This is a genomic window from Streptomyces sp. NPDC001594, from assembly GCF_042893675.1.
Classification (GTDB): domain Bacteria; phylum Actinomycetota; class Actinomycetes; order Streptomycetales; family Streptomycetaceae; genus Streptomyces.
In genome coordinates, this window is the sequence record NZ_JBIAVB010000002.1 from 515955 (window position 1) to 539721 (window position 23767).

A 23767-nucleotide genomic window follows, 5' to 3' on the forward strand; every position below is an offset into this window, starting at 1 on the left:
GCCCCCCGGCCTACTTGTCGATGTCGCCGACCACGAAGAACAGGGAGCCGAGGATCGACACCATGTCCGCGACCAGCTGCCCCGGCAGCAGCACCGCCAGGGCCTGGATGTTGTTGAAGGAGGCACTGCGCAGCTTCAGCCGGTACGGGGTCTTCTCGCCCTTGGAGACGAGGTAGTAGCCGTTGATGCCGAGCGGGTTCTCCGTCCAGGCGTACGTGCTGCCCTCGGGCGCCTTCAGGACCTTGGGCAGCCGCTGGTTGATCGGCCCCGGCGGCAGCTCCGCCATCCGGTCCAGGCAGGCCACCGCCAGGTCCAGGGCGTTGTGCGTCTGGTCGAGGAGCACCTCGAAGCGGGCCAGACAGTCGCCCTCGGTCCGGGTGACCACCTTCAGGACGTCCTGGAGCTCCCCGTACGCCAGGTACGGCTCGTCGCGGCGCAGGTCGAAGTCGACGCCGGAGGCGCGGGCGATCGGGCCGGAGACCCCGTACGCGTGCACCGCCTCCGCCGACAGGACGCCGACGCCGCGGGTGCGGCCGCGGAAGATCTCGTTGCCGTGGACCAGCTTGTCGTAGACGTCCATCCGGGTGCGGACGTCGGCGATCGCCGCCCGGGCCCGGCCCAGCCAGCCGGCCGGGAGGTCCTCCTTGAGGCCGCCGACCCGGTTGAACATGTAGTGCATGCGGCCGCCGGAGATCTCCTCCATCACGGCCTGGAGCTCCTCGCGCTCCCGGAACGCGTGGAAGATCGGGGTGATGCCGCCCAGCTCCAGGGGGTAGGACCCGAGGAACATCAGGTGGTTGAGGACCCGGTTCAGCTCGGCGAGGAGCGTGCGCATCCACACCGCCCGCTCGGGGACCTCCATGCCCAGCATCCGCTCGACGGCCATGACGACGCCGAGTTCGTTGGAGAACGCGGACAGCCAGTCGTGGCGGTTGGCGAGCATGACGATCTGCCGGTAGTCACGGGCCTCGAACAGCTTCTCCGCGCCGCGGTGCATGTAGCCGACCACGGGCTCGGCGCTGGCGATCCGCTCGCCGTCCAGGACGAGCCGCAGCCGCAGCACGCCGTGGGTGGAAGGGTGCTGCGGTCCGATGTTGAGCACCATGTCGGTGCTCTCCGCCGCGCCGCCGATGCCGACCGTGGTCTCCGTCATGCGCGCATTGTCGCAGCCCTACGCTGGGGCCATGGAAACGGGGACGACGGGTGAGACGGAGCGGCCCGCATGGGCCGGACTGCCGGGCGGGCTCCTGTCCCTCCGGCGGCTGCTGCTGGTGCTGTGGACGGTCGTGCTCGCCCTGGCGACCGCCCTCCCGCTGGGGCTGCTGGCCGGAGCGGGGTGGGCGGCCTTCGGTGCGATATGGCTGCTGCCGCTGGCCTGGGGCTGGGTGCTGCTCGGGCGGAACTGGCGCTCCTGGCGCTACGCCGAACGCGCCGACGACCTGCTGATCAGCCGGGGGGTGCTGTGGCGGGAGGAGACGGTCGTCCCGTACGGGCGGATGCAGCTGGTGGAGGTGACCTCGGGCCCGCTGGAGCGGCGCTTCGGGCTGGCCTCCGTCCAGCTGCACACGGCCGCGGCGGCCACCGACGCCAAGATCCCGGGCCTGGCCCCGGACGAGGCGGAGCGGCTGCGCGACCGGCTGACGGAGCTCGGCGAGGCCCGATCGGCCGGCCTGTGACCGCCCCCGCCCCCGCCCCCGCCCCGTCCGCGCCGGGCGCCGAACGGCGGCTGCACGTCCTGACCCCGCTGCGGCGGGCCTGGGTGCCGATCGGCGCCACCGTCGGCCTCGTCGCCCAGCAGGGCGAACGGGCCCAGGAGTGGGCGCTGGCCCTGCCGGTGTGGCTGCGCGTGGCCGTCCTGGCCGGCCTCGTCCTCGCCTTCGGCACGTACGGCTTCCTCAGCTGGTGGTTCACCCACTACGCCGTCACCGACACCGAGCTGCGCATCCGCACCGGCCTGGTCTTCCGGCGCACCGCCCACATCCGCCTCGACCGGGTCCAGGCCATCGACGTCACCCGCCCGCTGCTGGCCCGCGTGGCCGGGGTCGCCACCCTGCGCATCGACGTCATCGGCACCGAGGACAAGGACGAGCTGGCCTTCCTCGCCGAACGCGACGCCGTCGCCCTGCGTGCCGAGCTGCTGGCCCGGGCCGCCGGTTTCGCCCCCGCCGAGGCCACCGTCCTCGGCGAGGCCCCCGAGCGGGAGCTGCTGCGGGTTCCGGTCCGCGACCTGGTGGTCTCCCTGCTGCTCAGCCTCGACGTGTGGGCCGCCATCGTCGCCGGGGCCGGCGGCCCGGTGCTCGTGTGGGCGCTCAGCTCCAACCCGTGGGCGGCCCTGATCGCCCTGCTGCCGCTGCTGGGCGCGGGCTGGAAGGGCAGCGCGACCCGCTTCCTCACCGGCTACGACTGGCGGGTCGCCGAGTCCCCCGACGGGCTGCGCCTGGACCACGGGCTGCTGGACCGGGCGCACGAGACCGTCCCGCCGGGGCGCGTGCAGACCGTGCGGATCGTGGAGCCGCTGCTGTGGCGGCGGCGCGGCTGGGTGCGGGTGGAGCTGAACGTCGCGGGCTCCAAGAACGGGATCCTGGTCCCGGTGGCCGGCCGCGAGGCCGCCCACGCCCTGATCGCCCGGGTGCTGCCGGGGGCCGACCCCGCGGCCCTGGTGTTCGCGCCGTCCCCGCGCCGCGGGGCGCGGTGGGTGGTGCCGGTGTGGTGGAAGGGGTACGGGCTGGCCGTCTCGCCGGAGCTGTTCGCGGCCCGGCGCGGGCTGCTGTGCCGGCGTACGGAGATCGTCCCGCACGCGAAAGTCCAGAGCGTGCGCCTGACGCGGGGCCCCTGGGAGCGGATCCGGGGGGTGGCCGACGTGCACGTGGACACCGGCGCGGGCAACACCGTCACCGCCCGGCTCCGCGCGGCGCAGGAGGCCGGGGCTCTGCTCCACGCCCAGGCGAACCGCTCCCGCACCTCCCGCGCGACGGCGAGGCCCGACCGCTGGATGGCCTGAAACAGGGCGCAGGTCGATTTTCGGACAGAGGTTCCGGCCAGCTGAAACCGTGTTTGTGTTCGCAACGTCCCTTCGGTAGACAGGTCACGAACGCAAGTGACGGCTCAACACGTCAGGGGTGGGTGAATGAAGTTCGACATGGGCAGCACCACGCTGTCCGAGCTGGGCAAGGCCACGAGCGGCTCCAGCGACGACCTCGGCACGCTGATCAAGCTGCTGATCGCGGCCGCGGACCCGCTGGAGGGCAAGTTCAACGGGGTCGGCCGGACCGCGTTCGACTCGTTCAAGCGGCGCTCGGACGCCATCACCGCGGAGCTGAACGCCTCCCTGCGCGCCATCCTCGGCGGCCAGCGCGGCATGGACACCTCCTTCACCACCGGTGCCCACGAGCAGGGCGACAACGCCCACCAGAACATGGGCTCCGCCAACTTCGACGCCGCCCGCTTCGGCGCCCGCTGAAACCCGGGGGATTGAGGAGACATGGGACAGAACCAGGACCGCACCTCGTACGACGTCGCCGCCTCCGTGGAGGTCCAGGGCGGCCTCGGCGGGATCATCGGCCAGCTGGAGCGGGTGCTCGGCGACCGTGACGCGGCGGTGAAGGCGGCGATGGCCGAGTTCACGGCCGACGGGGTCTCGGACGAGTACCACGGCAAGGAAGTCCGCTGGAACAAGGCGGCCAACGAGGTGCGCGACATCATCCGTCTCGTCCGCACCACGCTGGAGCAGAACGACGCGACCGCGCAGGCGACGCTCGCGAAGGCCAAGGCGGCGGTCGACGGCATCGGCTGACGCCGGCCGGAGCACCGGACGCAGGTTCACGGGGACACGGGGGTAGGTCATGGACTGGGACATCAAGCCGTCCGGTGTGCAGGGCGTCGTCAACAAGACGATCACTGCGGCGGAAGGCTTCCAGAAGGCGGGCACGTCGCTCCAGAAGGAGCTGCCGGAGGCGGCCAAGCACGCCGGCACCGTCTCGCCCGGCGGCGGCGCCGGCGAGAGCGGCGGCATGGGCCCGATCGCCGGCGCGCTGGGTGAGCTCATGGCCTCCCACCAGCAGCGGCTGGGCTTCATCTCGGCGCGCACGGAGGCCTCGCTGAACGGGGCCATCAAGGCCACGACGGCGTACGTCCAGGGCAACATCGAGCAGGCGGAGAACGCCCAGCGCGAGGCGCTCAAGGAGCCGAAGGTCGACCTGCCGGGGGCGGACAAGAAATGACCGACCACGTACCGATCAATCCGTGCACGATTCCGTTGTTCACGGGTGACCTGGACGCGTTGGAGAAGAACAAGACGGCGATCGACACGGCGGCGGGGACGTTCCGTGACGCGGGTGCGAACGTGGACTCCGAGTTCCAGGGCCTGTCCGCGTTCTACTCCGCTCCGGAGGCGGAGAAGCTGTTCGCGACGACCAAACCGGTCAAGACCGACAGCGACTTCTTCGCCGACCAGCTGGAATCCGCGGCCAAGGCCCTGGGCGAGTACATCACCGAGGCCCGCCCGATCGTGGCGCGGCTGAAGGAACTCCAGGCGAAGGCCACCACCTTCTCCAGCAAGATCAGCGGCGATGCGCACTGGAAGGACGACGGGGACAAGATCGATGAGAACAACGATCTGATCCACGACGTCAACGCCGCCGTCTCCGCGTTCTGGGCCGCCGAACGCACCTGCGCGAACAAGATCCGCGCCCTGTACTGCGCCGCCCCCCTGGTCGCCGACGACGGCAGCCACGGCGCGAACATGTACGGCTACAAGGGCGAGGACCTCAACAAGGCCCAGGACCTGCCCTGGGGCTCCCAGCTGGAGGAGACCCACCGCGCCTGGGAGATCGGCTACTGGGTCAAGTCGTTCGTGTGGGACGGTCTGATCGTCGACGGGATCTGGGGCACCATCCGGGGCCTTGGCACCCTGATCGGCGTCGACGGCTGGGACAAGGCCGGCCAGGCCTGGACCGGCCTGGCCAAACTCGCCACCGGCCTGACACTCGCCTCCATCCCCGGCGTCGGCACCGCGTTCTGGCTGCTCCCCGACAAAGACCTCCCCTCCTGGATCCGCGACTCGCGCACCGCGGTGAAGGAGACCGGCAAGGCCCTGGTCGCCTGGGACGAGTGGGGCAAGAACCCCGCCCGCGCCGCCGGCGCGGTCACCTTCAACGTGCTGACCACCGTCTTCACCGGCGGCGCCGGCACCGCCGCGAAGGCCGGCACCGTCGCCAAGGTCATCAGCGTCGCCGGGAAAGCCGGCCGCCTCATCGACCCCATGACCTACATCGGCAAAGCCGGATCCCTGGCCAAGGTCAAGGTCGGCGACCTCTTCGCGAACTTCGGCAAGGTCGACGGCGCCTTCCCGAAGATCACCGACGTGGTGTGGAAGGACCTGCCCAAGGCCGACATGCCCGGCGTCAAGTTCCCCCACCCCGAAGACACCGTCCGCCTCCCCGACGACGCCCTGGGCCGCCCCCAGTTCTACGACAAGACCACCCACCAACTCCTCGACCACAAGGGCCTCCCCAAGCAGGACCTCACCACCGTCCCCAAGGGCCCCGACCACCCCCTGGCGGAGGTGCCCAAGCACGAGGACGTCACGGTCGGCGCGCCCAAGCACCAGGAAGTCACGGTCGGCGGCGGCAACACCCACCACGTCACGGGCACCGCCGACCACCCCATAGCGGGCGGCACCACCCACACCCCCGGCGGCACCGCCGACCACACCCCGCACAACAGCCACACCGACCCCAGCGGCACCACGGGCGGCCATGGCGGCACGGACACCACCCCCACGGGCGGCGGCACCCACCACACGGACACCCCCACCGGCGGCGGCCACGGCGACGGCCCGACCATCCCCCACCAGGGCGACGGCCCCGGCGGCGGTGGGGGCGATCACGGTGGTGCGGACGGCAACGGAGGCCAGCCGCCGACAGGTGGCCACGCGGACGACTCGTTGCCCCGCGAAGAGCCCCGCCCCTTCGAGCGCGGCGGCGAGACGGAGCAGCAGATCCGGGCCAATCTGCGTCCCGGGAAGCCGAAGCCGCCGGACCTGGAGAAGGCGCTCGCCAATCTGGCGAACGACCCCGCAGGCCAGGAAGTGGCCAATCTGATCGCGTCGGGCAAGTTCAAGGGCATGACGAATTTCGAGCAGGTCGTGGGCAGTCTCAGCCAGAAGGACGCGATGGCGGGAGGCATTGAGCAGCTCCGACTGGCCGATCAGCTCTACGACAATGGTGTCAGGGACATCAGCTTCGAGATCAAGAAGGATGTCGAGATCAAGCCAGGGGTGAAGACCGGCGAGCTCACCGACATGGACGTGATGGCCCGTGACGCTGACGGGAAAATCTACGGGTACCAGTTCAAGGAGGTCGCGAACCCGAAGAAGGTCGTCGACAAGATGTGGAAGAACATGGGGCAGCTCGCGCAGTCCGGTGCTGACGTCAAGGTCTTCGTCGTCGACACCAAGGGCAGCGTGGCGGACATGCTGGCTTCGGGCATCGAGAAGAATCTCGCCAGGATTCACACCGAGCAAGGTGTGATCGTCGTACTTCGTGTCGAGGACGGAACGCTCATGTATCCGCCCGGCGCCCGCTTTATGCCAGGAGGAAGGCCTTGATCGCCAGCACACCCGTCGCACGGTGGTCGTGGGGGGAGCCCGGCCATGAGACCGACCTGGTCCGCGAGGCCGTCCGTCGGTTCATGTCCGCGCTCGAAGTCCTGGAGCGGCATCACCTCGGTACCCCGCACGGGAGTCGCGTGGCCGTAGAGGTACCTGAGATGGGCCGCCGGAGCATCCTGCTCCGCGCGGAATTCCCCGTCCGCGCAGCGACGGTGGGCGCCATGGAGGCAACGTCGCCCACCGAGATGCTGGTGGCGCGGATCAAGGAAGGCGTCGCGCCCGGCGAGATCGGGAGCGTGGAGCTGTACGCGTCGTGCGATGGCCTCGTGGAGAGCGGTACCGGTGGCGCCGAGGGGGTGGAAGGGCTCTTCGCGCTGTCCGTCGCGGTGTCGGAGGGGTACTTCAACGTGGCTCTCAGGGCCTTCTCCGATGCCTGGATGCCGTTCGATCTGCGCGGGCGTCCGCAGGAGGCGGTGTTCGCGGCAAACGGGCCCCGCCTGGCCTCGGCACTCGCGGAGATCGCCGAAGTACTGGACGTGGAGATCGACCCCGAGGACCCCACTCGGCTCGGCGTTCCGACGGAATCGGGCATCGAGAACCACGTCGAGGACGACGACGGCTCCCCGTCCGACGTATGGGGGCGGTTCGAGATTCCCTACCGGTACGGAATCTTCAGTCAGACCCCGACATTCAAGGCCGGATACGGGCGGCAGGCGTCCGGACCGGTGCGGTACATCCCGGTCGTCGCAGCCCATGGGGTACTGGGCTACCTGTGGGCCTCGGACGCCGAGGGCGCTGCGAGCTTCGAGCCGCGCGAGGCGGTCGACCCGGACGGCTACCGGGCCGGCCTGCTCTGGCTGGACCGGCTCCAGGAGGCGTACGAAAAGGGGCTGTCTCCGACCGCGGCACTCGTCGAGGTGGGCAGGAGTTGCGGTGATCCCGTAGCGGGCCGGGCCGAGGTAAAAGCAGCGGTCGACGTGGACGAGTTCCGGAATCTGGCGGAACTGGCCCAGGAGTAATGGGCGTGGTGGTGCCGACTTGGAGTCGTGGCTGAACGGCAAGAGTGCGAAGGTGAGGGTGCTTCCTTCTTGAGCGAGGCGCGCGTGGCGTTCCTGTGATGACGTCCCATCCAGTGCTGGAGCGGCTGCGGGCCGTGGACTGGGACATGCGGTGGGACCTCGCGTTCGAGCACCGCCAGTCCCGGCGGGTGCTGATGTGGGAGTACCTGCGGCGGGCCGCGGTGTGGGCGAAGGCGTGCGGGGCCGAGGAGGCGTGGCCGTTCTACGACGTCACGCCCTACCTGGACCCGGAGTTCGAGCTCCACTCCGCGCAGGCGGCCGAGCTGGAGGAGCTGCTGCGCGCGGTCCTCGGGCAGGAGCTCCGGCGGACCTGTGCCGGGGCCGTGCGGCTGGCGGCGCTGCGGGAGCGGAGCCCGGCCGCGGTGGCCGGGCTGCCGGATCCGTACGAGCCGCTCCTGCTGTTCTACGAGCGCGGCGGGTCGTTCACCCGCGACTGCTCCGGTGTCCACCTCGACCTGGTCGGGCTGTTGTACCGGCCCGGACCGCTGCGGGGGTTCCTCGGCGGCCGCCCCGTCGGCGTGCTCGGTGACGCCGTTCTCGACGCACTGGAGGGCGAGGGCCGCATCACGTACTACGCTGCCGAGGACGGCCGGGGGCCGTTGCTCAGGCGGCGGGTGCTGAGGTACGGCCGGGTCGATGAGGTGCTCGGGCCCGATCTGCGCTGGGAGCCGGTGGACCCGGCGGCGGAGGAGGAGGCCGGTCGGGCCGCGATCGACCACGTGGAGGCGGCCCGGCGGATCGGGGACATGGCCGCAGGCGGTGCGCCGGGTGGAGACCTTGCGAAAGGGCGCAACCGGAGTTCCCGGTTTCCTCGTCGTCACGGGTCGTACTAGCGTTCAGCCGCGACAGGGAGGAGGCCGGGGTGGCGGCTGAGGATTACGACAGCCAGTTGCTGGAGTCCGTCGCGGTGCGGCGGCGCAGGCTGCGCGACGCCGTGCTGTTCGGTGCGCAGCGGGGCCGGCGGATCGCGGACGAGCGCATCGGCAAGGCCGTCGCGGGGCTGGTCATCGCGGCCGTGCTGTGCGCCGGATGCGTCGGCTGGTCCTTCATCTCGCACCGGCTGATCGGCAAGGTCGGGACGCCAGGACAGGTCAGAACTCGGTGATAGGTTCGAACGCGTGGTGAGCATGGGGGCGGGAAGCGCTACGGCGCTCAGCCGGGTGACTCTGGTCGGTCAGCGGCGGCGGATGGATCTCGTGCTCCCCTCCCGGGAGCCCGTCGGGCGGCTGCTGCCCGACGTCATACGGATGCTGGACGACCGGGTGGCCACGCAGCCGATGCTGCGTCATCTGGTCACCGCGGACGGGTCCGTGCTGGAGCACGGGGTCTCGCTGGAGGACGCGGGCGTCGCCGACGGGGCCGTGCTGCGGCTCGTACGGGTGCAGGACGTGCCGTCCGCGCCCGTGGTGCACGACGTCACCGACGAGGCCGCCGAGGACCTGGACGTACGGGCCTGGCGCTGGCGGCCGTCCGCGCGGCGGGTCACCGCCGGGGCCGGGCTGGTGCTGTGGGCGCTGGTCGCCGCCTGGTTCGCCCGGGCCGCGTTCGCGCCCGGCACCGTCGCCGGGGTGCTGCTGGCGACCGCCGCCGTGTGCGGGGTCGTCGGGGCCGTCGCGGGCCGGATGAAGGGTTCCGGGCTCGCCGCCGCGCTGCTCGCGACCGCCGGTGCGGTCGGGGTGCTCGGGGCGTGGACCCTGGGCGACGCGCAGCACTGGCACGCGTTGGGCCGGCTGGCCGGCGTCGCGCTCGCGCTGGCCGTGGCGCTCGCGCTGCTGGGGTGGTTCACGCCGCTCGGGCGGGGCGGGTTCGTCGGGGCCGCCGCCGTGGCCGGGCTGACCGTGATCTGGGAGGGCGTGGCCCTGGCCCAGGGGCAGGCGGGCGCCCGTACCGGAGCCGTGCTCGCCGTGGTCTCCGTCGTCCTGCTCGGACTGCTGCCGCGGCTCGCGCTGGCGGCGGCCGGGCTCACCGGTCTGGACGATCAGCGGGCCCGCGGCGCCTCCGTCAGCCGGTACAAGGTCGCCACCGCCCTCGGCGCCACCCACCGGGGCATGGCCCTGGCCACCCTCGCCACCGCCGTCTCGGCGGGTGCGGCGGGGGTGCTCGCGCTGACGGAACCCGACGTCTGGACGGTGTCCCTCGCCTCGGCGGTCGCCGCCGTGCTGTGGCTGCGCGCGCGGGCCTTCCCGCTCGTCGCCGAGGTGGTCGCGCTGCTGCTGGCCGGGGCCGCCGTCACCGTGGCCGCGCTGCTGGTGTGGGCCGGGCGGGCCGGAGCGGCCGGGCCGCTGGCCGTCCTCCTGGCCCTGGCGCTGGGGGCGCTCGGGGTGCTGGCCGTCCAGCCGCCCGAGCACGTACGGGTCCGGCTGCGGCGCTTCGGGGACGCCGCCGAGTCCTTCGGCGTCATCGTGCTGTTCCCGCTGCTCATCGGGGTGTTCGGCGTGTACGGGCGGCTGCTCGGCACCTTCGCGTAAGGGTTGCGACTCAGACATGTCAGACACGAACCGCCAGGACGACTGGCAGGCCGGCGTCCTCGGCGAACTGACGGCCACGGGCCCCACCGCCGCCCCGGCACCGCAGGGCACCCGGGACCAGGCCCCCGGCGGCCCGCTCCCGCACGCCAACGCCGGCGCCGGCCAGGGCCGGTGGCCGGACGGCCCCACCGCCGCCCCCGCCCCGCAGGACACCCGGGACCAGGCCCCCGGCGGCCCGCTCCCGCACGCCGGTCCGGACCAAGGCCGGTGGCCCGGCGGCCCCGCCGGGGTGGCCGGCGCGCAGGGGTACCCGCAGGCCCAGCCCGTGCACGCGCAGCCGCAGTACGGCTACGCCCCGGCCGGGAGGCGGGCCGCGCCCGAGACCGTGCCCGTCCTCGGGGCCGGCGCGCCCGTCGGGCGGCCCCGGCACGGGGACCCCCTGATGCGGCGCACCCTGCGCACCCTGCGCGGAGCCCTCGGGTCCTCCGCCGCCAAGGCCGTCGCCGCCGAGACCGGGCTCGCCACCCAGGTGCAGCAGCCCGTCACCACCGGGCGGCACATCGTCGTCACCAGCATCCGCGGCGGCTCCGGCAAGACCACCGTCACCGCCCTCCTCAGCCGCACCTACAACCACTTCCGCCACGACCCGGTGCTCACCCTGGAGGCCGACGCCGCCCTCGGCACCCTGCCCGTCCGGCTCGGCGTCGAGTCCCTGCGCTGGACCTGCGGCGACCTCGCCCAGATCGTCCGCCCCTCCATGCAGCTCACCGACATCACCGGCTACCTCGTCCCACTCCCCGACGGCGGCTGGCTGCTGCCCGGCAGCCAGGGCCGCATCGGCGCCCAGGTCGACGTCGCCACCTACCGGACCGTCATGGTCGCCCTGCGCCGCTACTTCGGCGTCACCGTCGTGGACTGCGAGACCCTCCCCGGCGAGGTCGCCCGTACCGCCCTCGACACCGCGCACGCCCGCGTCCTCACCACCCCCGCCACCGCCGAGGGCCTCGTCTCCACCCACGCCGTCCTCGACTGGCTGGCCACCCTGCCCGTGCCCGTCCTGCCCCGCACCGTCGTCGTGCTCACCGTGCAGTCCCCGCACCCGGCGGTCGACCTCGCCAAGGCCACCGAGAAGTTCGCCGCGACCGGCGCCGGCGTCGTCGTCCTGCCCTACGACCGCCACCTCGCCTCCGGCGGCTCCGTCCGCACCGAACTCCTCGGCGAGGGCACCCGGCAGGCCGCCGTCCGGCTGGCCGCCGAGGTCCTCCAGCGGGCCGTGGCCCTCCCGGCGGCCGGCGGCGCCCGGTGACCCAGCAGCTCGTCCACCGCCCGGCCCGCGGCACCCTCCCCCTCGCCCCGGCCGAACCCCGCGTCGTCGAAGCCCCGCCGAACCTCCCCGAGGGGAAGATCGGCAGCCCGGCCACCGCCCTGCTGCCGATGGCCGGCGTCATGGGCTCGGTCGTGATGATGACCGTCGTCCGCAACAGCCAGTTCGCCGCCGTCGGCGCCCTCGTGCTGGTCTTCGCTCTGGTCGGCGCCATCGCCCTGTTCTGGTCCCAGCGCGGCAAGGCCCAGCGCACCCGCCGCGCCCAGCGCGAGCGCTACCTGGAGTACCTCGAGGAGCAGCGCGAGGAACTCGGAGCCCGCGAGAAGGCGCTGCGCGAAGAGGCCCGCCGCCTCAACCCCCCGCCGGAAGCCCTCTACGACCTCGTACGGGACCCCGCCCGGCTGTGGGAACGCCGCCGCGCCGACGCCGACTTCCTGCGCCCCCGGCTGGGCACCGGAGCCGTCGCCGTCCAGGAGGTCGCCCTCGCGCCGGGCGCCGGGAACGTCCTCACCCCGCCCGACCGTTTCATGCTCAACGAGGCCGGCGCCCTCATGGCCCGCTTCGCCCGCGCCAGCGACTTCCCGCTGACCGTCCCCCTCGACCGGGCCGGGAACGTCAGCATCATCGGCGACCGCGAAGGCGTCCTCGGCGTCGCCCGCGCCCTCCTCGCGCACACCGCCGTCCTGCACGCCCCCGACGACGTGGCCATCGCCCTCGGCGTGCCCGGCGAGCGGCTCGACGACTGGGAGTGGGCCAAGTGGCTGCCCCACGTCCTCGACCAGCAGGAACAGGACGGGCCGGTCGCCGCCCGCCGCATCGCCCCCAGCCTGCCCCAGCTCGCCGCCGGGGTCCTCGCCCCCGACCTGCGCCGCCGCGCCTCGTACGCGGCCGAGGTGCGCCGCGGCCTGTCCGACAGGCGCGCGCTGGCACTCGCCGGCCGGCTGCTCGTCGTCAGCGACGAGTACGGGGACAACGCCGTCGAACTGCCCCGCCCCGACAGCGCGGTGGGCCTGGCCGACATGAACACCACCGTCATCCACCTCCTCGCCGAACAGGTCCACGAACCCGACGAGGTGGCGATACGGATCACCGTCACCGGCTCCGGCGGCCCCGACGGCTGCCACGTCACCGTCCGCGACCTGCGCACCCCCCAGGCCCCCGCCGCCGAGGGCCTCACCGACGCCCTCGGCCCCGCCACCGCCGAGGGCCTCGCCCGGATGCTCGCCCCGCTGCGGCTGTCCGCCGAGTCCGTCGCCGAGGGCACCCCCGTCTCCGGCCCCGTCGACTTCATGGGCCTGCTCGGCATCACCGACCCCGCGAAGCTCGACGTCGACCGGATGTGGGCGCCCCGCGGCGAACGCGACTTCCTGCGCGTCCCCATCGGCATCGACGACCGGCACGGCCCCGTCCTCCTCGACCTCAAGGAGTCCTCCCAGCTCGGCATGGGCCCCCACGGCCTGTGCGTCGGCGCGACCGGCTCCGGCAAGAGCGAACTCCTGCGCACCCTCGTCCTCGCCCTGGTCACCACCCACGCCCCCGAAGACCTCGCCATGGTCCTCGTCGACTACAAGGGCGGCGCCACCTTCGCCCCCTTCGAGAAGCTCCCGCACGTCGCCGGCGTCATCACCAACCTGGAGAACCAGGCCGGGCTCGTCGAACGCGTCCACACCAGCCTCGCCGGCGAGGTCAAACGCCGCCAGCAGGTCCTCAAGGACGCCGGGCACGTCGCCGACATCGGCCACTACGCCGTCCTGCGCGCCGAGAAGCCCGAACTGGAGCCGCTGCCGCACCTGTTCGTCGTCATCGACGAGTTCGGCGAACTCCTCACCGCCAAGCCCGACTTCATCGACCTGTTCCTGTCCATCGGTCGCATCGGCCGCTCCATCGGCGTGCACCTGCTGCTCTCCAGCCAGCGCATCGAGGGCGGCAAGCTCAAGGGCCTGGACACCTACCTCTCCTACCGGCTCGGCCTGCGCACCTTCTCCGCCGACGAGTCCCGCACCGTCCTCGACACCACCGACGCCTTCCTGCTGCCCCCGCTGCCCGGCTTCGGCTACCTCAAGGTGGACACCTCCACCTACACCCGCTTCAAGGCCGGCTACGTCTCCGGCCGCTACCGGGGCCCGGCCGCCGGACCCGGCACCGCCGAAGAAGGCCCCCTCGCCCTGGCCTACCCGACCTTCAACACCCTCCAGGACGAGACCGGCCCCGCCGACCCCGCCGAGGAGAAGCCCACCGCCACCGCCCGCGAGACCGGGCCCAGCGTGCTCTCCGTCATCGTCGACCAGCTCGCCGACGCCGCCCCGCCCGTCCGCCGGATCTGGCTGCCCCCGCTCCCCGACGCCGTCCCCCTCGACGCCGCCGCCGGACCCCTGTCCGTCACCGAGCACGGGCTGCGGCTCGGCCCCGGCGCCGCCGGCCTCCTCGACAAGACGCGCCGCGCCCCCCTGCGGGTACCGCTCGGCGTCCTCGACGACCCGGCCCGGCAGTGGCGCGGCCCCTGGGAGCTCGACCTCACCGTCGCCGGCGGACACACCGCCGTCACCGGCGGCCCCCAGTCCGGCAAGACCACCCTCCTGCGCACCCTCGCCCTCTCCCTGGCCCTGACCCACACCCCCCAGGACGTCGCCATATACGGCCTCGACCTGGCCGGCGGCGGCCTCGCCGCCCTCGCCGGGCTCCCGCACGTCGGCGGCATCGCCGGCCGCGCCGACCGCGAACGGGCCGCCCGCACGGTCGCCGAGGTACGGGCCATGCTCGCCCAGCGCGAGCAGCTGTTCCGCGAGCACTCCATCGACTCCGTCGACCAGCTGCGGTCCCTGCGCGCCCAAGGCCGGCTGCCCGAGCTCCGCTCCACCGACATCGTCCTGCTCGTCGACGGATACGGGGCCCTGCGCGAGGAGTTCGACGCCCTCGACGAGGCCGTCACCGACCTGCTCAAGCGCGGCGGCGGCTACGGCATCCACGTCGTCGCCGGCATGCTGCGCTGGAACGACGTCCGCATCGCCAACCAGTCCCTCTTCGGCGGCCGCGTCGAACTGCGCCTGGGCGACCCCTCCGACTCGGCCATCGACCGCAAACTGTCCGAGACCATCTCCCCGGACACCCCCGGCCGGGTCCTCACCGACGGCAAGCTCTTCGCGCAGACCGCGCTGCCGCGCATCGACTCCCGCAGCGGCACCACCGACCTGGCCGCCGCCCTGGAGGAGGCCGCCGGCACCATCGGCGCCACCTGGCACGGCGAACTCGCCTCCCCCGTCCGCGTCCTGCCCTCCCGGCTGCCCGCCGACCGGCTGCCCTCCGCCGACGAGGAACCCCACCGCATCCCCGTCGGAGTGGACCAGGACGTCCTCGCGCCCGTCCTCCTCGACCTGTTCGGCCAGGACCAGCACCTGCTGGTCCTCGGCGACAACGAGTGCGGCAAGACCAACCTCCTCGCCCTCGTCGCCCGCCAGCTCATCGCCCGCCACGGCGAGGACGAACTGGTCTTCGCCGTCTACGACCCCCGGCGCGGACTGCGCGGCGTCGTCCCCGAGCCCTACCGCGGCGGCTACGCCCACAACGCGAAGATCGCCGCCGCGCTGTCGGCCGGGATCGCCAAGGAACTCGACAAGCGCCTCCCCGAGGACGGCCTCGACCCCGACGCCGACCCCGGCGAAGGCCCCGGCTTCGCCGGACCGCGCATCGTGGTCCTCGTCGACGACTACGACATCCTCACCACCGCCGGACAACAGCCGCTCCAGGCCTTCGTGCCCTACCTGCCGTCCGCCCAGGACATCGGGCTGCACTTCGTCATCGCCCGCCGCGTCGCCGGCTCCTCCCGGGCCCTGTACGAACCGCTGCTGACCACCCTGCGCGAATCGGGCACCACAGCCCTCGTCATGAACGGCGAACGCTCCGAGGGCCAGCTGTTCCCGCAGCTGTACGCCAGTGCCCAGCCGCCCGGCCGGGGCACGCTCGTGCGGCGCGGCCGCCCGCACCAGGTCGTCCAGACCGCTCTCGCCCCCCCGCCGACCCAGGAAGCGCCCTGACACCGTGACCAAGGACGTCATCGCCCTCACCCCGAAGATGCCCGACGCCGCCGCCCTCCTCGTGGCCCTCGCGGCCGGCGGCGCCGACCTGGACGCGGCGAGCGCCGGCGAGGGCGCCGTCGTCCAGCTCCTCGGCGCGGGCGGCCGGCCCCTGGTCTCCGTGGAGGCACCCGTCCTCGTCCAGGTCCCCGGCGAGGCCCAGCGGCTCCTCGGCACCCCGGCCGCCACCCCCGTCTGGTGGACCGAGACCCGCGCCTCCACCGCCGTGCCCGAGGCGGCGGACCTCGCCGGGGCCGTCGCCGGACGGCTCGCCGAGGTCCTCGGCGGCGCCGTCTGGCCCGAGGGCGCCGGCCGGGTCACCACCGTCGCCGTCGGCTCCGAGGCCTCGGCGGCGCCCGCGCCCGTCGGAGCCCTGCCCACCGTCGACGTGGTCACCGAGTCCACCGCCGTCGTCCTCGCCGACCGGCCCGTCGTCCCGCTCACCGCCTGGCTGTCGGACGTCCTGCGCACCACGGCCGCCTTCGGCGCGGCCCTGCACATCGTCACCCCCGCCCACTGCCGGCTCAGCCTGCCGCTGCGCACCGTGCTGACCGGCGTCCCGAACCGGTGGGTGGTCCAGGACCCCGACTGCGGCTATTACGACGGCCTCTCCGGAGCCGTCCTGGCCTGGCAGGACGGCACCTTCGCCCCCGCCCGCGACGAACAGGGCCAGGCCCGGCTCGCCGACGCCTTCCGGCGGCCCGCCACTGGCGCCGGGGAGCGGCGGCTGACCGTCCACCTGCGCACCGAGCACCCCGCCGAGGCCGACACGCTGCTCGGCGGCGCGCTGGAGACCGCCTGGCAGGCCCTCACCGGCGCCGGCCCGGCCGGCTGGGGCACCGCCGAACCCGTCAACCTGCCCTGGTCCCCGCGCCAGTTCACCGACCTCGCCCGCGGCCGGATGCCCGAGCCCACCCTCGTCACCGCCGTCGGCCGCCCCGAGCGGCCCGCGCTGGCCACCGTCCGCGTCACCCGCACCGCGACCGGGGTCGAGGAGGACGTCACCCTGTCCCTCGGGTACGGGCCGGACGAGGAGCTGCCCCTCGACGCCCTGGAGGAGCTCGCCGGGGCCCTGGTCTCCGGGCACGGGCTGGTCAGCATGCTGGTCTCGCTGGGCCCCGGCCGCCGGGACCTGAGCCTGACCCCCCGCCTCACCGCCCCCGCCGTACCGGTGTCCTTCACCCTGGGTGCCCGCGGCGTCACCGAGGTCACCCTCACGCAGGCCCGCCGGCCCCCGCTGGCGCTCAAGCCCGTCCAGGTGGGCCCGGAGCGCCGGCCCGGACTGCACTACCCGCTGGGCGACGGCACCGCCCCCGCCGCGTGGGAGACCCTCTCCACCCTGCTGACCCACCTGCGCACGGCGATCCCCCCGCTGCCGTAGGCCGGTCGGGGTAACTCCACGATCAGCACACGAATCCGACGGCTGCCCGGGGTAGGGCCGCACGGGACGGACCCTCGATCCGGTCCGCGCCCCGCAACCGAAGGACAGCCCCGATGCACCTCTCCCGCCCGGCCCGCCTCGCCGCCCCCGCCCTGGCCGCGCTCACCCTCACCACGGTCCTCGCGAGCCCGGCCTGCGCCGCCCCCGCCATCGTGTCCCGCGACAACAACCAGGTGGTCTTCACCGCGCAGCCCGGGGCGACGAACACCGTCACCTTCAGCACCCCCGGCGGCTGGCTCCAAGTGGAGGACAGGACCAGCAGGATGGTCCCCGGTTCCGGCTGCTCCCGGTTCAACAACGACCCGCACATCATCCGCTGCGGGCACTCCGCTGCCGTCACCCGCCTGCAGGCCTCGCTCGGCGACCGGGACGACGTGGTCAGGAACGAGACGTCCATCCCGAGCGACCTGACCGGCGGGCCGGGCGACGACACGCTCATCGGCGGCAGCGGCCCCGACCGGCTCATCGACGCCGACGGCTGGAACGCCGTACCCGGCTCCAACACCTTCCAGGGGCGCGGCGGCAACGACACGATCGTCAGCCGCAACGGCGGCCACGACAGGATCGACTGCGGCGAGAGCCTCGCCGACCTCGACATCCTCCTGGCCGACCAGGCCGCCCTGGACCACCTCGTCCCCCACACCTGTGAGTACGTCCAGCGCGGCTGACCGCGCCCTCCGGACTACAGCTGCGGGCCGCCGCCGGCCCGCACCAGGCCCGTCTCGTAGGCCAGCACCACCACCTGCACCCGGTCGCGCAGCCCCAGCTTCGTCAGGATGCGGCCCACGTGCGTCTTGACGGTCGCCTCCGACAGCACCAGCCGCCCCGCGATCTCCCCGTTCGACAGGCCCTGCGCCACCAGCAGCATGACCTCCCGCTCGCGCTCCGTCAGCCGCTCGATCTCCTTGTTCTCCGGCTCCTGCGTGGTCGTCGGCAGCATCGGCGCGAACCGGTCCAGCAGCCGCCGCGTCGTCGACGGGGCCACCACCGCGTCCCCGCTGTGCACCGAGCGGATCGCCGCCAGCAGCTCCGCCGGCGGGACGTCCTTCAGCATGAAGCCGCTCGCCCCCGCCTTCAGCCCGGAGAACGCGTACTCGTCCAGGTCGAAGGTGGTCAGGATGATCACCTTCGGGTGCTCCTCCGGCTCACAGATCCGCCGCGTCGCCTCCACCCCGTCCAGCCGGGGCATGCGCACGTCCATCAGCACCACGTCCACCTTCGTGGCCCGCAGCACCTCCAACGCCTCCAGACCGTCCCCGGCCTCCGCGACGACCTCCATGTCCGGCTGTGCGGCGAGCACCATCCGGAAACCCGTGCGCAGCAGCACCTGATCGTCGACCAGCATCACTCGGATGGACATCAATCACCTTTTCTTGAGCGGGAGCAGCGCACTGATCCGGAAGCCGCCGCCGGGTCGGGGGCCCGCGTCCAGGGTGCCTCCGACCATACCGACGCGTTCGCGCATGCCGATCAGTCCGTGCCCGGCGCCGTCCGCGCCGCCGTCCTCGTACAACTCGTGTGCGGCGCCCCGGCCGTCGTCCTCGACCAGCAGGCCCAGCCCGTCGTCGAAGTAGACCAGCCGTACGCTCGCCCGCGCGTCCGGGCCGCCGTGCTTGCGCGTGTTCGTCAGCGCCTCCTGCACGATCCGGTACGCGGTCAGTTCCACCCCGCTGGGCAGCTTGCGCGGGGCGCCCTCCACCTCGAAGTCCACCGTCAGCCCGGCCGCCCGCACCTGCTCGACCAGGACCTCGATCTGCTCCACGTCCGGCTGCGGCACGTAGTCCTCGGACTCCTGCGGTTCGCCCGTGCGCAGCACGCCCAGCAGCCGGCGCATCTCCGCCAGGGCCTGCCGGCCCGTCCCGGAGATGGTCTGGAGGGCCTCCTTGGCCTGCTCGGGCGCCACGTCCATGACGTAGGCCGCGCCGTCGGCCTGGACCACCATCACCGACACGTTGTGCGCGACGACGTCGTGCAGCTCGCGGGCGATGCGGGCCCGCTCGGCGGCCACCGCCACCTTCGCCTGCGCCTCGCGCTCCTTCTCCAGCCGCTGGTTGCGCTCCACGAGCTGGGCGTAATAGGCGCGGCGGGTGCGCAGCGAGTCGCCCAGCACCCAGGCGAGGGCGAAGGGCACCAGCATGAACAGGACGAACAGGACCTCCTGCGCATGGCTCTCGTTCTTGTCGACGCCGAACCGCGCGAAGTAGAGCGGGGAGGCCAGCAGCCCGGAGGCCAGCGCCGTCCGCGACATCCAGCGCGGGACGTCGCCGGAGGCCGCGACCGTGTAGAGGATCACCAGCATGGCGAGGTCGCAGAACTGTGCCTGCGACCCGATGGCCAGCTGGTAGAGGCCGGCCCCCACCGTCAGCCAGAACATCTGTCCGGTCCACTTGCGGCGCAGCGCGATGACGGCGGTCAGGGCGACGACGACGGGCACCGTCGCCAGCCGCAGCGTCCGGCTCGCCCCGCCGAGGTCGGCGACGTTCAGCATCGAGAACCCGAAGAAGAGGACAGCCCAGAAGCTGTCGACGCCCGTCGGGTGTCTGCGGATGAAGTCGTAGAGGCGCTGCACGTAACCCAGCGTAGGGAAAGGAGATAGGTGCTGGAGTCAACCACAGGTGCGATCCGTGTGACGGGGGAGTACTCCCCAAGGTGGAGGGGGGCCTTAACCTGGGCGGGATGAACGCTCAGGGTGGTGTCGGGGGGCCGGTCCGGTGGCGGGAGGCCATGGAGGCCGCGCTGTACGGGCCGGGCGGTTTCTACGTGCGGCCCGGCGGTCCCGGGCCCGCCGGGCACTTCCGGACCTCGGTGCACGCCTCCCCCCTGTTCGCGGGGGCCGTCGCCCGGCTGCTGGCCTCGGTGGACGCGGAGCTGGGGCGTCCGCGGCGGCTCGACCTGGTGGACGTGGGCGCCGGGCGGGGCGAGCTGCTGGCCGGGGTGCTCGCCGCCCTGCCGGAGGCTACGGCCGCGCGGGTGGTCCCGTACGCCGTCGAGCGGGCCGCCGCCCCCGAGGGGCTGGACCCGCGGATCCGCTGGGTGGACGCGCCGCCCGCCGGGACGACGGGCCTGCTGTTCGCGAACGAGTGGCTGGACAACGTACCGCTGGACGTCGCCGAGGACGGACGGTACGTCCTGGTCGCCCCCGACGGCACGGAGACCCCCGGGGGCCCGCTGGAGGCGGCCGACCGCGCCTGGCTGGAGCGGTGGTGGCCGGGCGGGGAGCGGGAGGGCCGGGCGGAGATCGGCCGGGCCCGCGACGAGGCCTGGGCGGCGGCCGTCGCCACCCTGGAGCGGGGCCTGGCGGTGGCCGTGGACTACGCCCACACCCGGGAGGCCCGGCCCCCGTACGGCACCCTCACCGGCTTCCGCGAGGGCCGCGAGGTCGCGCCCGTCCCGGACGGCGGCCGCGACGTCACCGCGCACGTCGCCCTCGACTCCTGCGCCGGCCCGGGCGCCCGGCTGCTCACCCAGCGCGAGGCCCTCACCGCCCTCGGCGTCTCGGGCGGCCGGCCGCCGCTGGCCCTGGCCTCCACCGATCCGGCGGGCTACGTCCGCGCGCTGGCCTCGGCGGGTGAGGCGGCCGAGCTCACCGCGCGCGGCGGTCTCGGCGACTTCGGCTGGCTGCTCCAGCCGGTCGGCGTCCCGGTCCCGGCCCTGGGAACCTAGCGGCGCGGGCCGGGGACGGCGGCGCGGGCCGGGCATGGCGGAGGGGCCGGCATCCCCCCGAACGCCGGCCCCTCCGTGACGGTGGCCGCCCCGCCCTGCCCGTCGCCGCTGTTACTCGGCGGCCTCGTGGTCGTGGCCCGGGCGCAGGCCGCCGCCGTTGCCCGAGCCGGTGGTCGGCTTCGAGACGACCGGCTGCGACAGCGGAGCCAGGTCGTAGGCGTAGTGGCCCACCGCGTTCGCGATCACGTCGACGTTGATGTCGAGGGCCTTGCGGTCGATGTTGTCGATGGTGTCGCCCTTGCCGTGGTAGTTCACGTCGTAGGCGACCCCCGCCTGACCGCCGAACTTCGCGGCCTGCGCGGCGGTCTTGATGCCCTCGGCGCCGGTGTCCGTGCCACCGGACGGGATGCCCGCCTCGATGAACGGGCCGTAGTCCGAGCGGCCGGTGAAGTCACTGCCCTCGTGCGGGATCTTCTGCGCGTCGAGGAAGTCGGTGATCTGCTTCTCCAGCTGCGCCGACCCCTCCGGGCCGGGGCCCGAGCCGACCTTGTCGGAGTCGTCGCCGTCGTAGACGAAGTAGGCGGCGTTGGGCGAGGCGATCATGTCGAAGTTCAGGTAGAGCTTGATCTGCTTCTTTTGCTCCGGGGTCAGCGAGGCCACGTACGCCTCCGAGCCGAGCAGGCCGAACTCCTCCGCCGACCACCAGGCGAACTTGACCTTGTTCTTGACCTTCTTCTGCTCGCTCGCGAGGCGCTGCGCGACCTGGAGGATGCCGGCCGAGCCGGAGCCGTTGTCGTTGATGCCGGGGCCGGCGGCGACCGAGTCCAGGTGGGCGCCGAGGAAGACCGTGTTGTCCGCGTCGCCGCCCTTCGTCTCCGCGACGACGTTCCAGGTCTTGCGGTTCTCGCGGAACTGGCGGACGTCGAGGGTCACCTCCACCGGTCCGGCGGCGGCCTCCGCGGCCAGCTTCTCGCCGTCGGCCTGGCTGATGCCGCCGGTGGGGACCTTGCCCGCGTTCGGGTCGCCGAGGGTGCCGTTCAGGGCGCCCGCGGTGTTGTTGTAGATGACGGCGCCGACCGCGCCGGCCGTCGCCGCGTTCGCCTGCTTCGTGGCGAAGGTGCAGCCGCCCCGCTTGACCAGGGCGATCTTCCCGGTGAAGGCGCCGGGGGCGAAGTCGGCGGCCTCGCAGCCGTTGGAGCCGTCCGCGTCGACCGGGGCGACCGCGACCGGGGCGGTGACCCCGCCCTCCGGGCCGCTCGCGGTGTACGTCATCAGCTTGAGCGGCACGTCCCGTCCGTTCGCGCCGTTGACCTTCAGGGTCTCCGCGACCGTCTCGACGTAGACGAAGTCGAACTCGTGCCGCGAGACCTCGTACCCGGCGGCCTTGAGCACGCCCTCGACGTACTTGGCGGACTGCTCGTGGCCCTTCGACCCGGCGACGCGGGTGCCGTTGTTGTAGTCGGCGATCGACTGGAAGACCTTCAGGTGGTTCTCGGCCCCCTTGCCGGTCGCGTCCTTGACCAGCTTCCTGGCCAGGGCGTCACCCCGGGCGGCATCGCTCTGCGGGCTCGACGCGCCGGCCGGGCCGGCGAGGAGCAGCGGGGAGACGAGGGCCGCGGCCGCCAGGGCGGCGGTGGCTGCGGCTATACGGCGAGAAGGCATGAAGGTCCTTTCACGGCACGGGAGCGACTGCGGGTGGAGCGGCCTGCGGGGTGAGCGGTGGGGGCACGTTAGGCAGCAATCGGCCGCCGTCGCCAGACTTTTCACTGCTTCCGGTTTGTGAAATCCGGATATCGGTCGGTCCGCGCCGAGGGGGAACGGCGAAAACCGGCCACCGTCCGCACCCCGGAGCCGGAGCCGGCGGACGGGGTGTTCAGCGGAGGATCCCCTCGATGAGGTCGGGGCCTATCCGCGCGACCACCGACAGGTCCAACTGGTGCTGCACGTAGCGCCCCTGACGCCTGGTCTGCATCAGTCCCGCCCGCCTCAGCACGGCCAGGTGCCGGGAGACCTCCGGCGCCGTTATCCCGTACACCCGGGCCAGCTCACTGGTCGTGTACGGGGCCCGCGCCAGGCTGCGGCACAGCCGCATCCGCAGGGGGTGCGCCAGCGCCTCCATCCGGCGCTGCACCTGCTCCACCGACGGCGGCTCCGCGGCCAGCTCCGGCGACTCCAGCGGGTAGTGGACCACCGGCATCCAGCCGGGCGCGTGCAGCACGAGCAGGTGCGGCCAGCCGAAGTTCGTCGGGACGAAGAGCAGACCGGGCCCGACCTCCGGATCGGTGGCGGTGGCCTGGCCGTTGACCATCTTGTCGGCGGTGATCACGGTGTGCGCCTCGTCCACGCTCAGCGCCGAGGACACCTCCTTCAGCACCGCCGGCAGCCCCCGGTGGCGCAGCACCTCCGTCTTGTGCCGGGCGTCGGCCGTCTGGCGCGGCTCGATCCGCCGCCAGGTCTCCGCGAAGAAGGCCTCGTCACAGTCCTCCAGCAGCCGCCGCAGCCAGACCCGAACGCCCCCGGTGTCGTCCAGCAGCCGCCGCGTGAACTCCAGCCGCCCGGGACCGCGCGCGGCCGCCGTCTCCAGCGCCTTGGCCCGGGCGGCGGGGTCGGTCAGCGGGGAGGGGGCGCCGCCCTCGTTGTAGAGCGCCAGCCAGCAGTGCTCCAGCGCGGCCAGCACGAACCGCTCGTCGTCCATCCGGTCGAGGACGTCCAGTTCCTCGGCCAGGGTCGCCCCGGGGCGGCCGCTGCCGCCGGGGATGCCGGCGAAGGCCATGAAGATGTCGGAGAAGGAACTGCGCCACATGAAATCGGCCTCGAGGAGCCGCTCGGCCAAGCAGGGGTCGAGCGAGGCCGTGGTGGTCCTCGTCCAGGAATGCAGCGCCGGGTGGTGGGCGGGCTGCGAGAGCGCGTGCAGGGTCATGCAGAGCTCGGCGAGCGGGGAGGGCGCGAAGGCGATCCGCTCCGCGGGGAGCCCGGCGATGTCGATGGTCACGCTCATCACCCCATTCTGACGTCCGGCACCCCCGCCCGGACCCCCGGGGCGGGGCCGGCGCCGGGGCCGTCCGGGGGCGTGCGGGGGGTCGCGCCGCAGGTGGAGGGCGTCGATTGACGT

The 23767-nt window shown here is 73.3% G+C and carries 20 protein-coding genes; 15 read left to right on the forward strand and 5 right to left on the reverse strand.

Features of this window, described 5'->3' with window-relative positions:
* Positions 1-10: 10 nt before the first annotated feature.
* Positions 11-1153 (reverse strand): NADH-quinone oxidoreductase subunit D, encoded by a 1143-nt coding sequence (locus ACFY0O_RS05970; protein WP_388943285.1) that lies wholly within the window; start codon positions 1151-1153, stop codon positions 11-13.
* Between the two features lie 31 nt (positions 1154-1184).
* On the opposite strand from ACFY0O_RS05970, the gene ACFY0O_RS05975 reads away from it, so the two are divergent.
* The 14 genes from ACFY0O_RS05975 (at position 1185) to ACFY0O_RS06040 (ending at position 17660) form a co-directional block, all read left to right on the forward strand.
* Complete coding sequence (locus ACFY0O_RS05975; RefSeq protein ID WP_388943288.1) at positions 1185-1676, forward strand: PH domain-containing protein; 492 nt, start codon at positions 1185-1187, stop codon at positions 1674-1676.
* Entirely contained in the window at positions 1673-3001 is a 1329-nt protein-coding gene (locus ACFY0O_RS05980) for a PH domain-containing protein (protein WP_388943291.1), read from the forward strand. The genes ACFY0O_RS05975 and ACFY0O_RS05980 overlap by 4 nt, the downstream gene beginning before the upstream one ends.
* A 126-nt stretch (positions 3002-3127) precedes the next feature.
* Entirely contained in the window at positions 3128-3460 is a 333-nt protein-coding gene (locus tag ACFY0O_RS05985; RefSeq protein ID WP_388943294.1) for a hypothetical protein, read from the forward strand.
* Positions 3461-3481: 21 nt separating this feature from the next.
* Positions 3482-3793 carry a pore-forming ESAT-6 family protein gene (locus ACFY0O_RS05990; protein WP_358895935.1) on the forward strand — a complete coding sequence of 104 codons (312 nt, stop codon included), beginning with the start codon at positions 3482-3484 and terminating at the stop codon, positions 3791-3793.
* Between the two features lie 49 nt (positions 3794-3842).
* Complete coding sequence (locus tag ACFY0O_RS05995; RefSeq protein WP_388943297.1) at positions 3843-4220, forward strand: DUF6507 family protein; 378 nt, start codon at positions 3843-3845, stop codon at positions 4218-4220.
* Positions 4217-6607, forward strand: coding sequence for a hypothetical protein (locus tag ACFY0O_RS06000; RefSeq protein WP_388943300.1), 2391 nt, complete (start codon positions 4217-4219; stop codon positions 6605-6607). The genes ACFY0O_RS05995 and ACFY0O_RS06000 overlap by 4 nt, the downstream gene beginning before the upstream one ends.
* Positions 6604-7629: a hypothetical protein gene (locus ACFY0O_RS06005; protein WP_388943302.1), complete on the forward strand. Its 1026-nt coding sequence runs from the start codon at positions 6604-6606 to the stop codon at positions 7627-7629. The genes ACFY0O_RS06000 and ACFY0O_RS06005 overlap by 4 nt, the downstream gene beginning before the upstream one ends.
* A 98-nt stretch (positions 7630-7727) precedes the next feature.
* On the forward strand, positions 7728-8522 hold the full coding sequence (locus tag ACFY0O_RS06010; RefSeq protein WP_388943304.1) for a hypothetical protein: 795 nt from the start codon (positions 7728-7730) through the stop codon (positions 8520-8522).
* Positions 8523-8551: 29 nt separating this feature from the next.
* Positions 8552-8794, forward strand: a complete 243-nt coding sequence (locus ACFY0O_RS06015) for a hypothetical protein (protein WP_358896885.1) — start codon at positions 8552-8554, stop codon at positions 8792-8794.
* 22 nt (positions 8795-8816) lie between these two features.
* Positions 8817-10157 carry a type VII secretion integral membrane protein EccD gene (gene eccD / locus ACFY0O_RS06020; RefSeq protein ID WP_388943483.1) on the forward strand — a complete coding sequence of 447 codons (1341 nt, stop codon included), beginning with the start codon at positions 8817-8819 and terminating at the stop codon, positions 10155-10157.
* 16 nt (positions 10158-10173) lie between these two features.
* Positions 10174-11463, forward strand: a complete 1290-nt coding sequence (locus ACFY0O_RS06025; RefSeq protein ID WP_388943307.1) for a hypothetical protein — start codon at positions 10174-10176, stop codon at positions 11461-11463.
* Positions 11460-15512, forward strand: coding sequence for a type VII secretion protein EccCa (eccCa, locus tag ACFY0O_RS06030; RefSeq protein WP_388943310.1), 4053 nt, complete (start codon positions 11460-11462; stop codon positions 15510-15512). The genes ACFY0O_RS06025 and eccCa overlap by 4 nt, the downstream gene beginning before the upstream one ends.
* Before the next feature lie 4 nt (positions 15513-15516).
* A complete protein-coding gene (locus tag ACFY0O_RS06035) occupies positions 15517-16932 on the forward strand; it encodes a DUF6177 family protein (protein WP_388943311.1) in 1416 nt (471 codons plus the stop codon).
* A gap of 113 nt (positions 16933-17045) precedes the next feature.
* Positions 17046-17660 (forward strand): hypothetical protein, encoded by a 615-nt coding sequence (locus ACFY0O_RS06040; RefSeq protein WP_388943313.1) that lies wholly within the window; start codon positions 17046-17048, stop codon positions 17658-17660.
* Positions 17661-17674: 14 nt separating this feature from the next.
* Here ACFY0O_RS06040 and ACFY0O_RS06045 read toward each other — a convergent pair whose 3' ends face one another.
* On the reverse strand, positions 17675-18352 hold the full coding sequence (locus ACFY0O_RS06045) for a response regulator transcription factor (RefSeq protein WP_358896879.1): 678 nt from the start codon (positions 18350-18352) through the stop codon (positions 17675-17677).
* Between the two features lie 3 nt (positions 18353-18355).
* Positions 18356-19561, reverse strand: a complete 1206-nt coding sequence (locus ACFY0O_RS06050; protein WP_388943316.1) for a sensor histidine kinase — start codon at positions 19559-19561, stop codon at positions 18356-18358.
* A 107-nt stretch (positions 19562-19668) separates the two neighbouring features.
* On the opposite strand from ACFY0O_RS06050, the gene ACFY0O_RS06055 reads away from it, so the two are divergent.
* Positions 19669-20655 (forward strand): SAM-dependent methyltransferase, encoded by a 987-nt coding sequence (locus ACFY0O_RS06055; protein ID WP_388943319.1) that lies wholly within the window; start codon positions 19669-19671, stop codon positions 20653-20655.
* A 111-nt stretch (positions 20656-20766) separates the two neighbouring features.
* On the opposite strand, the gene ACFY0O_RS06060 is transcribed toward ACFY0O_RS06055, so the two are convergent.
* Complete coding sequence (locus tag ACFY0O_RS06060) at positions 20767-22317, reverse strand: M28 family metallopeptidase (protein ID WP_388943322.1); 1551 nt, start codon at positions 22315-22317, stop codon at positions 20767-20769.
* Positions 22318-22528: 211 nt separating this feature from the next.
* A complete protein-coding gene (locus ACFY0O_RS06065) occupies positions 22529-23653 on the reverse strand; it encodes a DUF5937 family protein (RefSeq protein ID WP_388943325.1) in 1125 nt (374 codons plus the stop codon).
* Between the last annotated feature and the right edge of the window lie 114 nt (positions 23654-23767).

Coding starts and splice junctions, on each gene's coding strand:
- ACFY0O_RS06065 (WP_388943325.1), bottom strand. CDS start 23,653: ATGAGCGTGACCATCGACATCGCCGGGCTCCCCGCGGAGCGGATCGCC.
- ACFY0O_RS06010 (WP_388943304.1), top strand. CDS start 7,728: ATGACGTCCCATCCAGTGCTGGAGCGGCTGCGGGCCGTGGACTGGGAC.
- ACFY0O_RS06060 (WP_388943322.1), bottom strand. CDS start 22,317: ATGCCTTCTCGCCGTATAGCCGCAGCCACCGCCGCCCTGGCGGCCGCG.
- ACFY0O_RS06045 (WP_358896879.1), bottom strand. CDS start 18,352: ATGTCCATCCGAGTGATGCTGGTCGACGATCAGGTGCTGCTGCGCACG.
- ACFY0O_RS05975 (WP_388943288.1), top strand. CDS start 1,185: ATGGAAACGGGGACGACGGGTGAGACGGAGCGGCCCGCATGGGCCGGA.
- ACFY0O_RS05985 (WP_388943294.1), top strand. CDS start 3,128: ATGAAGTTCGACATGGGCAGCACCACGCTGTCCGAGCTGGGCAAGGCC.
- eccD (WP_388943483.1), top strand. CDS start 8,817: ATGGGGGCGGGAAGCGCTACGGCGCTCAGCCGGGTGACTCTGGTCGGT.
- ACFY0O_RS06000 (WP_388943300.1), top strand. CDS start 4,217: ATGACCGACCACGTACCGATCAATCCGTGCACGATTCCGTTGTTCACG.
- ACFY0O_RS05995 (WP_388943297.1), top strand. CDS start 3,843: ATGGACTGGGACATCAAGCCGTCCGGTGTGCAGGGCGTCGTCAACAAG.
- ACFY0O_RS05990 (WP_358895935.1), top strand. CDS start 3,482: ATGGGACAGAACCAGGACCGCACCTCGTACGACGTCGCCGCCTCCGTG.
- ACFY0O_RS06055 (WP_388943319.1), top strand. CDS start 19,669: ATGAACGCTCAGGGTGGTGTCGGGGGGCCGGTCCGGTGGCGGGAGGCC.
- ACFY0O_RS06025 (WP_388943307.1), top strand. CDS start 10,174: ATGTCAGACACGAACCGCCAGGACGACTGGCAGGCCGGCGTCCTCGGC.
- ACFY0O_RS05970 (WP_388943285.1), bottom strand. CDS start 1,153: ATGACGGAGACCACGGTCGGCATCGGCGGCGCGGCGGAGAGCACCGAC.
- ACFY0O_RS06040 (WP_388943313.1), top strand. CDS start 17,046: ATGCACCTCTCCCGCCCGGCCCGCCTCGCCGCCCCCGCCCTGGCCGCG.